Genomic DNA, 12755 nt, shown 5'->3' with positions numbered 1-12755 from the left:
GTTACTTTTGGTTGGATGATGGAAGGATGAGGTTAAGCCATATCAATTTGACAGACTTGACCAACCGAATGATAGCGACGATTAAAATAGACCAAACTCTCGTCTGGCTCACCCGCTCGCTCAGAATGCTTGATGGCAACCACACGGCACATGAATACACTATGCGTACCCACGGCTTGCACTTGCTCAATCTCACAATCGAAGCTGACGAGTGCATCGTCTAGCACAGGCGCTCCCGTTGCCAAGGTATGCCACGCGCCATGGGTAAAGCGCTCATCTGACTCAAGCTTTGAGGCAAAGACATTAGATAGGTGCTCATGGTGTGCGCCAAGTACGTTGACGGTCAAGACTTTATTGTCCACAAAAGGCGTGTGCGAGCGCGAGGCTTGATTCATACACACCAGCAAGGTCGGTGGATTGTCGCTGACACTGCACACCGCCGAGGCAGTGAACCCGTGTATGCCCGCATCGCCTGCAGTCGTGACCACATTGACCGCCGTCGTCAGTAATGACATGGCGTCTCTAAAACTGCTTGCTTCACTCATCACTCACACCTCAAATTTGGATTACTACTAATCGTCCGCTTAACCTGCCAGCTCTTGACGAACGATATCTGCGCCTGCACTCAGTGCTTGCAATTTACCTTTTGCCACTTGGCGCGACAACGGTGCCATGCCACAGTTGGTCGAGGGATATAGTTTGTCGGCATCGACGAACTGCAATGCTTTACGCAACGTATCAGCAACTGCTTCAGGCGTCTCAATGTCATTGGTCGCCACATCAATCGCACCGACCATCACTTTTTTACCACGAATCAGTTCAATCAAGTCCATCGGTACGCGCGAGTTCTGACACTCAAGCGACACAATATCAACTTTTGACTGCTGTAGTTTAGGGAAGGCTTTTTCATACTGACGCCATTCTGAACCCAGCGTCTTTTTCCAATCGTTATTGGCTTTGATGCCATAGCCGTAGCAAATATGTACCGCCGTTTCGCACTTTAATCCCTCGATCGCGCGCTCTAACGTAGCGATACCCCAGTCGTTGACATCATCGAAGAACACATTGAATGCAGGTTCATCGAACTGAATAATATCCACACCCGCTGCTTCCAATTCTTTGGCTTCTTGGTTAAGAATGGTGGCAAACTCCCACGCCAGCTTTTCGCGGCTCTTATAATGATCGTCATACAGCGTATCAATCATAGTCATCGGCCCAGGCAGTGCCCACTTGATTGGCTTGTCGGTGTGCTGACGTAAAAACTTAGCATCTTCGACGAACACAGGCTTTTGGCGACTCACGGCACCGACTACGGATGGTACGCTGGCATCGTAGCGGTTGCGGATACGCACGGTTTCGCGCTGGTTAAAATCCACGCCGTCCAAATGCTCAATAAAGGTAGTGACAAAGTGCTGACGGGTTTGCTCGCCATCACTGACAATATCCACGCCTGCTCGCACTTGCTCTTGTAGCGATACCAGCAGCGCATCTTGTTTTGCCTGAAGCAATTCTTCACCATCGAGCTGCCACGGCGACCAAATTTTCTCAGGTTCTGCCAGCCAAGAGGGTTTTGGTAAGCTGCCAGCGGTCGATGTTGGTAATAATAAAGTCATGTCGTATTGTCTTCTCTATTTCAGGTGTTCTCTATTTTAGGTGTTGTAGCGTGCGCTTTTATATTTGGATTTTTTAAGCGACGTTCTTGTTTACAGCGTAATTGGCCGCCCATGCATCAAGAATATCTTGGTAAGGCTTGATAAAATGCGTTTCGGTAAATTTACCTTGCTTGACCGCCATTTGGCTGCGCTCGACACGATCATAGACCACTTGCGTCAATGAATAGTCTTGGTAGTTCAAGCTGGGCTGATAAACCTGACCCGCGCTTGAGTTGGCGTTGTAAATCTCAGGACGGTAGATTTTTTGAAAGGTCTCCATGGTGCTGATTGCACTGATGAGCTCAAGATCGGTATAGTCACTGGTCAAATCACCCGCAAAATAAAACGCTAGAGGCGCGGCGCTACCCTCAGGCTTAAAGTAGCGTACGGTTAAGCCCATTTTGTGAAAATAGTCGTCGGTTAACGAGTACTCGTCTTGCTGGTACTCAATACCCAATACCGGATGCTGATTGGTAGTACGGTAATAGGTCTTGCTGGTTGAGACACTCAAGCAGATGACTGGTTTTTTATCAAAATTGGCTTTATAAGCTTCTGAATTCAGTAAGTATTGAAACAGTTTGCCATGTAGCTCGCCAAAATTTGCGGGCGTGAGCGAGTCTGACTGCTGGTCGCGGTGCTCAGGAAGTACGACACTAAAATCATAATCACGCACGTAAGATGAGAAGCTATTGCCAATCATGCCATCGATGCGTTTGTTTTCTTTGTGATCGATGATCGTCGTTTTTAGCGTTTCGATAACAGGGAAAGCATCGCCATTGCCCGCAATATCCATGTCTACAGAGATGATGTCGACTTCGACAGAATAACGGTCGGCATTTGGATTGTCCCAATGCGCCAGCGCGTTGAAGCGATTGTTGATCATCGTCAATGTTTTGCGTAGATTATCCTCACGCTGCTCGCCGCGTGCCAGATTGGCAAAGTTCGTCGTCAGACGCGTGCTGTCAGCAGGCTGATAGTTTTCATCGAAACGAATGCTCTTAATGGAACAGCTAAATTCTTTAGTCATGGCGATTCACTACCTTAATATCAAATAGAACAAAATGTCGGTATGGATGAATCATACTCAAATGATAACGTGAATAAAAACGATACTATTTTAATATAAGATGAATGAAATTCATCATATTGACAGTTTGAAAGGCAAAGTAGCTGAGTAGCCACAGTTCTGACTACTGGACGAAAGAGGATTTGAGTATATAAAGGAGTAAGAAATAAGTAGTGAGAAATGAGGGCTTTGGTCATTAAATAGGACAGATAATTGACGTATAACTAGACTTTGTAGACGAGTGATAAAGTATTGTCCTAGTTATTAAAATACATAACCCCTACTACACTGAATTGAGTAGCAGGGGTTTTGGGCTTTCAAATCTTTATGCTTCTAAGAGCGTGTAAAACGAACTTAACTGATCACTTTAGGCTTAGGCTTATTACTCGAATAAATAAAGTACAGCGCAATCGCCAAGCACACCAACGCACTGATGCGACTGCCCGACAGGCTTATCGCTTCATTACCGAGCCAACCAAAGTTATCAATGAGCACACTCATGCTCAGCTGACCAAAGATAACCGCCACCGTAGCCACAGCTGTACCAATACGCTGTACCGCAACTACCATGATGACGATATAAGGCACGCCACACAATGCGCCAAGCAGCTGCCATTTTGGTACATCCATCAACGTAACCGCGTGATTTGGCTCGAAGAAGAAAATAAGCAACGCTGTCACCACAGCACCAACAGAGAACGTCAAAAACGCACTTTTGAACACGCCAACATTGCTACCCAACCGACCATTCAATGCCGCTTGTACGCTCAAGGTCGCACCACCAATTATCGCTAGTACAATCATTAAAATAAGCATCATGTGGTCTACCCCTTTGCCATAAAAATAAGTGCTGCAATGATGAAACCTAACGCAATTACTCTTTTAATATCTATTTTGCGCTCCTCGGTTTCAAACAGCCCATAGTGGTCAATGATCAAGCTCTGAAAGACCTGACCTGCAAGTATGCCAATCATCGTCAGTGCAATACCAATAACTGGTGTGACCACCGTTAACACTACCACATAGACAGGTCCCAAAACGCCACCAATCAGTAGCAACGGAGGCTGTGAGAAAAATGACGGGCTCTCTCGCGGACTAAAAAACAGCATCAAAAAAAACGTCAAGGCCGCCCCAACGCCAAAAATACTGAGCGTCGCCCATAACTCACCCACTTGACTGCCCAGCGGCCCAAGCAGTCCGGCCTCGACCGACAAACCCATACCGCCTAAAACCACCACCAGTATTAATAAAATCTGCATAAAACAATCCTCAATGAGCAATGCCGCGTAGTTTACCGCAGCCTATACCCACGAAAAACGCTATAATGTAGAAATGACTTTTGCATAAGTTGCACAGATGAATAACGTCGACAACATCAGCATAAAAACCCTACTGTTTTTTATCAGCGTCTTTAATGCCCAGAGTTTCTCTGTCGTGGCACGAAAAGAAGGAGTGTCTGCCTCAAAAGTGTCTCGTATTATCAAGCAGCTAGAGGACTCGCTAGGGCAGCAGCTTTTTTATCGTAATACACGCGCCGTTATTCCTACTGAGGCGGGACGCGTGTTTATGAGCTACGCGCATGCGATGACCGAGAGCATGAATGCGGCGCAGAAGGAGTTGCAAGACAGGACATTAGAACCGGGTGGGTTATTAAGAATTAACGCCCCAGTGTTTTTTGGTCAACGGCACATCGCACCTTGGATACCAGCATTCAGTAATCGCTATCCCAAATTACAAATAGACTTAACGCTCACCGATGATTTTGTGGATCCTCATCATTATGCAACTGACGTTATTTTTCGGATTGGCACATTGAATGATTCGTCCTTTCATGCGCGTATTTTCGGTGAGCAAACCTATCACCTTGCGGCCGCTCCAGAATATATAAATAAGCACGTCACCCTACAAGCGCCATCCGACTTGGCTCATCATAAATGCTTGGTTTATAAGGGCTCTTCAGGACCCAATCGCTGGTTTTTCAAGAAAAATGATGAAAACTGGACACCATTTGCCGCCCCTGCATTGCTTATGTCAAACAATGCAGAGTCGTTGCTCGTATCAGCGCTCAAAGGAATGGGAATTGTGCTGTTTCCTGATTGGTTAATCGGTGATCATTTAAAGAGTGGTAAATTGATGAAGCTGCTGCCTGACTACGAGGCCGCTATCAAGACGACGCCTCAGCATATCGCGGCTATCTATCCGAATACGCGTCACATCTCGTTGAATGTGAGAGCCTTGATTGATTATTTCGCTGAGGTTTATGGCGAGCCGCTATATTGGCAGGTCAACTAAGAAACGATGAATGAAACGCCATAACCTGCCGCAAGCTTTATAAAAAATTAAGATAGAACAAGAAAAATAGCCTCAAAAATTTATATCAGACAAAAAAATAGTAGCGATACGCCATCTATAAAATGACCTGTCGCTACTATAATAAAAACTAGCTACCTTTGGAGGTTAGTAGCTTTTAGCAATTTTTATTCTCTTTCTAACACCACTCTATAGCGAGCATTGCCGCTTTCTAAGCGCTCAAACGCTTCGTTAATCTCAGACATTTTATAGGTTTCAGTTACTGGCTGGATATTATGTCGCGCCGCAAAATCTAACATTTTTCGCAGCGTAGACGGTGAGCCAACGGGTGAGCCTGATAGACTTTTTTGCGCCATAATCATGGGTGCGGCCGATATCTCTAGCGGTGCTTCTAGTATACCAACAAAGTGTAGTTTGCCCTTTGGCTTCAACGTCTGGACGACCAGATCCCAATTCATATCGACGTTCACGGTTGAGATGATTAAATCAAAAGAACCTGCGGCTTTTTCGATTTCGCTGTCTTCTCTTGAATTCAGCGAATGATGAGCACCCATCTTTTTTGCTTCTTCCAATTTCGACTCACTAGTAAACGCTGTCACTTCACAGCCCCATGCATTGGCAAACTGTAACGCAAGATGACCTAAGCCGCCGATACCAATCACGGCTACTCTAGAGGTTGGTGTGATATCGTATTGTATCAGTGGGTTAAACACCGTGACGCCGCCACACAGCAGTGGTCCTACCGCATTAAAATCTAGGCCTTCAGGGACTTTTATAACACTGGTGTCTTTTGCACGTACTTTATCTGCAAAGCCGCCGTGGTTGCCAATGATGGTTCCTTCTTGCTCAGGACACAGATTATGATCGCCATCGATACATAAATCGCAAACGTTGCAATACCCTTTATGCCAACCAAGTCCAACTTTATCGCCTAGCTCCAGATGCTTGACGTGTTTGCCCTTTGCTAGGACTTTGCCAGCAACTTCATGACCACCCACAAACGGATACTCGGTCATACCCCATTCGTTTTGCCACATTGACAGATCACTGTGGCAGATACCGCAGCTATGCACTTCGATTTCTACTTCGTGATCGCCTAATGTGCCTGGATCGTACTCATAAGGTTCAAACTTGCCACCTTTCTCTTTTGCTGCATATGCATTAATCATAGTCATTCCTTATTTTTGCTATATTGGGTGTGGTCTATATCTGAATCATTATTGAGTTATTGATATAGTGAGTTCATTCAATTGATAGAAATTTTCTTTGTTGTATTCAACTAAAGCGACTATAGCAAAGAGTCGTTTGAGCGCACCACCCTATGTAACAAATTAGGACTAGGCTAATACAAAGACCCATACTTAATCGCTGATGTATCCTCAGTGTCAACGCTTATCAAGCCCAATCTGCCTATTTAGCTAATAGGTAGCCTGTGATTGTCTGGATATACTTTTTGCTTTGGCACTTTAATGACTTGCAATGACAGACAGATCACCATCAGTCCCATCCCGAGCCAACCGATGGGAGAGAATGTCTCGCCGATGATAAGGATGGCGAGTATGGTCGCCACGATAGGCTCTAGTAATGTAATAAGTGTCGCTCGGCTCGCTTCAATCACTTTTAATGCTTGACCAAAAAGTAGATAACCCAAAAACATGGGGGCAATGGCCATATATAGCGCAACACTGATGTGTTTAACGTCTAAAAATAAGTTGTCACCCGTCAATAGTAATGATGGCAACAATAGTATGGCTGACAAACCAAACATGCTTGCCATGGCTGATTTGGCATTGACGCCATTTTCTATCATTTGGCGCGCTGACCACGAGTAGGTAGCGTAGGTCAGACCAGCAACCAACCCAAGCAATACGCCCAGTACCCGATTGCTCGACGCTACAGTTATGTCCACATATTGCGTTTTGCCCAAGGTTAGCAAGATGACGCCAATCACTCCAAAGGCAAAGCTGACCTGCCAGCGTTTAGTGATATGTTTATTGCTAATCAGACGCTCCATCATGACCGTAAAGAATGGTGCACTCGCAATGGAAATAACAGTGCCGATAGCAACACCCGCGAGCCGCATGGAGGAATAAAAAGCCAGAGGATAGATGGCAACACAGAGACTGCCGATGAGTAAAACTTTAGGCTGAGACAGTAGTTTTGCTTTATCGCTGAGCAGGTGTTTTTTGGCATTTAACACGAGTAAAATACCGCCTACGCCCATTGCGAACGCCCCGATACCTAACGGACTCACATCAGGTATAAAAGCAGAAGCAGTCCCTGTCGTTCCCCAAAGGATACTGGCGACTACCACACATAATACTGCGCTCAAACCAGATTGAATCTGCAACATAACGGTCATCTCAAAAGTTATCGTGAATGATACTATTATAGAGCGCTGGTTATGATAGACTTTGCAGATTGGACGGTTTTGTTGACTGGTTAGACGTGTTTTAGTGTGGAGGGTGCAACCCCGAAATACTGTGAGAACCGGCGGCTAAACGCACTGACATCGGTATAACCGACCAGCTCAGCGACGATAGCGATGGGAGAATCTGTATGTAGTAGTAGGGCCTGCGCCTTTTGCATTCTGAGTTTGGTGATGTACTCGGTCAAGGTCTGCTCGGTTTGCGCCTTAAAATTCTTTTTGAGCTGCGTAGGACTCAAGCAAGCGATATTGGCTAACACATCTATGGTGAGCGTTTTTGAGAGGTTATGAGTGATATAAAACACGACCTCTCTGATTCTGTGATCGTATTGAAAAAACAGCTTTTGTTCTGCTAACAGTTTATAGAAGGTAGCAAACATCAACGCTTCAATCTCAGGATTTATCTGGTGCTTTAATTGACTCTCCGAAAACGCCAAAAATGATAACAATGGCGCGCTTATCGAAAAAACAATGTGTTCTGAATGCAAAATATGAGATGGCAAACTGTCTGTGTCCACAACGATAAACTTGGCATTCTCTTCGGCATTAAAATAGTGTGTTTCATTGGCTTTGACGATGACACATTCGCTTGGCGTTACTTTACCGCGATAGCTTGCCACTTCAATATTTATCACGCCTCGTAGTGGCAAAACAATCTGATGAAAGTCATGAGAATGGCCGCGGGTTTGGCGAGTATACGACCTAATAGAGAGTGTATTGATCATTGATCGTATCCCGCATACATTGCCCTTTATATTGATACTGCTATTTGACTCTCTACTTTGTATCACGCTGTTTACCATGTGGGACTAGCCATTTGGCAAACCATCCTGACACATCATCCATCAGTGTATAAACCACTGGGATGACCACCAGACTAAGTAGCGTTGAGGTGACCAAACCACCCAATACGGCGGACGCCATAGGACGCCTAAACGTAGGATCAGCATCTCCCCAGCCAAAGACCAGTGGCAACATCCCTGCACCCATCGCAATGGTGGTCATGATGATAGGCCGCGCACGCTTGCGACAGGCATCCATAATGGCCTCAAAACGCGCCAGCCCTCGGCGCTGAGCAATCAGCGCGTAATCGACGAGTAGGATTGAGTTTTTGGTTGCGATACCCATGAGCATAATAAAGCCAATCATCGACGGCATCGACAGACTGCTATTGGTAATCACCAAACCCACAAACGCACCGCCTATCGACAACGGCAATGCCATCAAAATAGTAAATGGCTGCAATAAACGACCGAATAGTAAGATCAGCACGCCTAAGATACAGACCACACCCACCGACATCGCAATGATAAACCCACTAAACAGATCCGCCATATTCTCGGCTTGACCTTGATCAATGATGGTAATCGCAGGCGGTAATTGCTGCATCGTTGGCACGGATTTGACCGCTTGCACCAAATCACCTAGCTCACCATCCGCTGGTTGCACTGTGATGCTAATCGCACGCTCTCGATCTAGCCTGCTGATCTGCGCAGGCCCTGTACCAAAATCAAGCGCTGCCACTTCGCCCACACGCACTCCTTGCCCTGCAGGCATAGTACTCGGCACGTACAGTCCTTCTAACTGACTGACGTTTTGCTTGGCAACATCTGGTAGACGCACTACGATAGGAATCTGCCGCGTATCAAGATTGAGCTTAGACAAGCGCTGCTCATAGTCGCCAACGGTCGCCACACGTAACGTGGTCGCAATGTCTTGAGTCGTCACCCCTTTGTCAGCCATTGCTAGTCTATCAGGCGTCACGGTGAGCTCTTGACGTGGCAGACTGCGATCACTGGTCACCGCGCCTGCACTAGGCAAACCTCGTATCTCAGTCATGATTTTTTGCGCAGTCTGTTCGAGCAATTGAGGATTGGTACTGGTCAATGAAAAGTTATAACCACTCTCTCCGCCGCTCGATAGTCCAACCGTAAAGCGAGCACCTGGCACTTCGGTCATGAGCTGGCTAATTTTGCGTTCGATCTCTTGCTTAGTGCCTCGTTCTGCACGTGGGGCTAGTACAATATCCAAGCCCGCAATATTTTCAGCTTTACCGCCACCACCGTCCGACGCACCCATCGACGCCTGTGCCTCTCCCACTGAGGTAAAGATATTCGTCACCTCAGGCATGGCCAAAATACGCTCACTGGCAAGCGCAGCCACCCGCTCTGTATCTGCTAATGCCACATCGGGCGTCAGCTCAATCGCCACTCGCGTTTGATCGATATCGTTATCAGGGATAAAGGCGGTTGGCAGCAGCTTGACCAGACCAAGCGATGCCACAAACAATACCAGCGTTGCACCCATGGTGAGCCAGCGGTGACGCAATGTCCACGAGACTATTTTGAGATAATACCCCATCATCGCGCTTTGTTTTTCGACATGGTTTTTTTCAGGTCGAAGAACGTATGCCGCCATCATCGGTGTGATCAAACGCGCCACCATGAGTGAGGCAAAAATGGATAATGCTGCCGTCCAACCAAACTGTCGGAAAAACTGTCCAACGATACCGCCCATAAAGGCTGTCGGCAAAAACACCGCAATCAAAGTAAAGGTCGTGGCTACCACCGCCAGACCAATCTCATCAGCCGCTTCCATCGCCGCTTCATAAGGGGTCTTGCCCATACGCAAATGTCGTATGATGTTTTCGACCTCAACGATCGCATCATCGACTAGTACACCAATGACCAGTGACAGTGCCAATAGCGAGATGATATTGAGGCTAAAGCCAAAGAGATACATGCCCAAAAAGGTAGGAATCACGGATAAAGGTAAAGCGACAGCGGCAACGATCGTCGCTCGAATATTGCGCAAGAATAAAAATACGACGACGACCGCTAAAATGCCACCTTCGATTAACATCCGTAGAGAGGCTTCATAATCCTCAGCAATGGGTGTCGCTCGATCATAGACTTTTTCGATACTGATATTGCCAGTATCAGCGGTCAGCTTGGCAAGCTCATCATCAACCAGCGCCATGACATCGACTTCACTGGCACCGCGCGAGCGAGTGATGTTAAATGCCACTACTGTTTTACCGTCAAGCTTAGCAATAGAGCTTGGGTCGGCAGCGCCATCGGTGATCTTTGCCATCCGTCCGAGCGCTTGCGTCCCGCCATTAGGCACCGCCACCTGCAAATTATTCAGCTCATTGGCCCGCTCCACCGCGCCAAGCACACGGATCGTCTGAGTCGTATTTCCGACTTCTGCCTCACCGCCAGAGCTGTCTTGCTGGATGCCTGCGATTTGTTGCGAGAGCTGAGAGATAGAGAGCTTAAGACCACTTAACGCAATCGGATCAGCGGCAACGGTAATCTCACGCTGAAGCCCGCCAACACGGCTGACGGTACTAACGCCGGGGATGTCAGAGAGCCGTTTTGTGATGGTGTCATCTACAAACCATGACAGATCCTCCACGCTCATATTGTCAGAGGCCACAGAGTACGTGACCACTGGGAATCCCGCCGTAGATACTTTGGTAATAATAGGATCGTTAGCAGCAGCCGGCAGGTCGCCGCGTACTTCACCCACCGCCGAGCGTACATCGTCGACGGCTTCTTGAATGTCTTTTTCTAACACAAACTCGGTCGCCATTGTCGCCGCACCAGTCTGCAACGTGGTGCGAATATGACTTACGCCTTCGATACTGGTCAGTTTGTTTTCAATTTTCTTGGCGATATCGTTTTCAAGCTGCGAGGGCGCAGCACCCGGTAGCGTCACCGTCACCACTACAGCGGGCAAATCGATATCCGGAAACTGCTGTACCTTCATTTTCATAAAGCCATAGATGCCGCCCAATGTCAGGAGCACAAATAGCAAAATTGCGACGAGCGGGTTTTTGATCGAGTAAGCGGAGACGTTTAGACTCATGACTGTGCCTGCGCTGCTGTATTGACAGCGGTACTGGTTTGGCTCACACCATTAACGATACGCACCAAATCTCCATCATTTAAGAAACTACCGCCTTGCTTCACAATATGGCTGTCACTTGGCAATGGTTCTAGTACGGCGACGTTTTCGCCAAGTCGCTCACCCAATGTCACTCGTTGTTGCTTGATACGTCCCATCGACTTAGCGTCTGTCGTGGTCAGATCAGTCACTAGCATCACATAGTCATAGCCATCGTTACTGACGATAGCGCTATTAGGTATCGTTTGGGTGCTGGCACTGCCGAGCAGGAACTCACCAGTCTGATACATGCCAGCGCGGATTTTTGAATTAGTAGCGAGGCTCGCATAAATCGTGATTTGGCGATTATTATCTGCCGTCGGTGCGATACGGCTCACTTGCCCCATCACATTATCATCACCCGGCAGGCTTACTCGTACGGGTGTGCCAATATTGATATCGCCAATCAGCTTCGGATCTAACTCTGCTCGCCATTCCAATATGCCACCTTTGATAATCGTAAATAATGGATCACCACCTGCGACCTGCCCAACTTCGATCATTTTTTCACTGATGATGCCACTGACAGGCGCGACTACTGTGGCATTGTCGAGCGTCAAGCGCTGATTGCTTAAACGGGCTTTGGACGCTTGCAATGCTGCGCGGGCACGCACCTCAGAAGTACGGTAGCGATCGGCTTCTTGTTTACTGATGGCATCGATATCGATGAGTGGTAATACGCGGGCCGCATCAGCACTGGCGTTGGCAAGTGTGGCTTCTGCCTCTGCCACATCTGCCTCAGCTTGCAGCACTTGCTGCTCCATCGCATCAGTATCAAACATGGCGAGCACCTGCCCCGCTCTCACGCGGTCGCCCTCTTCGACCAATACACGCTCGATGGCCACACCACTGACTTTTGCACTGACATTAGCGATATCTTTGGCGTTGATGGTGCCATCAGCGCTGAGTGTGCGACCGATATCATCTTGGCTTGGGCTAACGGTTTCTACTGACAAGACAGACTGCTCCGTACTCGCAGCGCTATCAGCTTCATTGCCACCTGCCACACCACTAGAGGCTACCGACTCCTCTTGTAACTCGTCTGTACTACTGCCCCAATACTTACCCAGCACAACTCCAATCACAAGCACCGCAACCAATGCTGGCAACAACCATAGTGGCATTTTTGCGAGAGAATTTTTAGATGAGGCATCAGATTGACGATACGGTGGTAGCTCAGCGTGTTGAGGTGTCTCAATATTGGTTTGCTGTCCGCTAGTCGGTTCTTGCTTATTATCAGGGTCTTTAAAGTCACTCATAGTCGGTCTCTATAAATACGGATAATAATAAAAGCAGCGCTTAAACGTTCACTTAAACCATTACTCAAAAACAATCACTGGACAGCCACTAG

11 protein-coding genes are annotated in these 12755 nt (G+C 47.4%); 1 reads left to right on the top strand and 10 read right to left on the bottom strand.

Features of this window, described 5'->3' with window-relative positions; all coding sequences use genetic code 11:
- Nucleotides 1-32: 32 nt before the first annotated feature.
- From QO189_RS11160 to QO189_RS11140, 5 genes are all read right to left on the bottom strand, one after another.
- Nucleotides 33-545, bottom strand: a complete 513-nt coding sequence (locus QO189_RS11160; protein ID WP_371532783.1) for a flavin reductase — start codon at nucleotides 543-545, stop codon at nucleotides 33-35.
- A 39-nt stretch (nucleotides 546-584) separates the two neighbouring features.
- A complete protein-coding gene (locus QO189_RS11155) occupies nucleotides 585-1613 on the bottom strand; it encodes a methionine synthase (RefSeq protein WP_371532782.1) in 1029 nt (342 codons plus the stop codon).
- A 73-nt stretch (nucleotides 1614-1686) separates the two neighbouring features.
- On the bottom strand, nucleotides 1687-2679 hold the full coding sequence (locus QO189_RS11150; RefSeq protein WP_371532781.1) for a DUF1852 domain-containing protein: 993 nt from the start codon (nucleotides 2677-2679) through the stop codon (nucleotides 1687-1689).
- 393 nt (nucleotides 2680-3072) lie between these two features.
- Nucleotides 3073-3534, bottom strand: coding sequence for a DMT family transporter (locus QO189_RS11145; RefSeq protein WP_371532846.1), 462 nt, complete (start codon nucleotides 3532-3534; stop codon nucleotides 3073-3075).
- Between the two features lie 8 nt (nucleotides 3535-3542).
- Nucleotides 3543-3977, bottom strand: a complete 435-nt coding sequence (locus QO189_RS11140; protein WP_371532780.1) for a DMT family transporter — start codon at nucleotides 3975-3977, stop codon at nucleotides 3543-3545.
- Nucleotides 3978-4074: 97 nt separating this feature from the next.
- Here QO189_RS11140 and QO189_RS11135 point away from each other — a divergent pair, with 97 nt between their 5' ends.
- Nucleotides 4075-5010, top strand: coding sequence for a LysR substrate-binding domain-containing protein (locus QO189_RS11135; protein ID WP_371532779.1), 936 nt, complete (start codon nucleotides 4075-4077; stop codon nucleotides 5008-5010).
- Between the two features lie 185 nt (nucleotides 5011-5195).
- Here the strand turns inward: QO189_RS11135 and QO189_RS11130 are convergent, their stop codons facing one another.
- The 5 genes from QO189_RS11130 to QO189_RS11110 form a co-directional block, all read right to left on the bottom strand.
- Nucleotides 5196-6197, bottom strand: coding sequence for an NAD(P)-dependent alcohol dehydrogenase (locus QO189_RS11130; protein WP_371532778.1), 1002 nt, complete (start codon nucleotides 6195-6197; stop codon nucleotides 5196-5198).
- Nucleotides 6198-6442: 245 nt separating this feature from the next.
- Nucleotides 6443-7381 (bottom strand): DMT family transporter, encoded by a 939-nt coding sequence (locus QO189_RS11125; protein ID WP_371532777.1) that lies wholly within the window; start codon nucleotides 7379-7381, stop codon nucleotides 6443-6445.
- A gap of 89 nt (nucleotides 7382-7470) precedes the next feature.
- Nucleotides 7471-8181, bottom strand: coding sequence for a helix-turn-helix domain-containing protein (locus QO189_RS11120; protein ID WP_371532776.1), 711 nt, complete (start codon nucleotides 8179-8181; stop codon nucleotides 7471-7473).
- 52 nt (nucleotides 8182-8233) lie between these two features.
- Entirely contained in the window at nucleotides 8234-11326 is a 3093-nt protein-coding gene (locus QO189_RS11115) for an efflux RND transporter permease subunit (protein WP_371532775.1), read from the bottom strand.
- The gene (locus QO189_RS11110) at nucleotides 11323-12663 is read right to left on the bottom strand and encodes an efflux RND transporter periplasmic adaptor subunit (protein WP_371532774.1); all 1341 of its coding nucleotides are present in this window, start codon (nucleotides 12661-12663) and stop codon (nucleotides 11323-11325) included. The genes QO189_RS11115 and QO189_RS11110 overlap by 4 nt, the downstream gene beginning before the upstream one ends.
- Nucleotides 12664-12755 lie beyond the last annotated feature (92 nt).

Source organism: Psychrobacter sp. Arc29, assembly GCF_041431175.1.
In the GTDB taxonomy this organism is placed as follows: domain Bacteria; phylum Pseudomonadota; class Gammaproteobacteria; order Pseudomonadales; family Moraxellaceae; genus Psychrobacter.
This window is presented reverse-complemented; position numbering and strand designations above follow the sequence as displayed.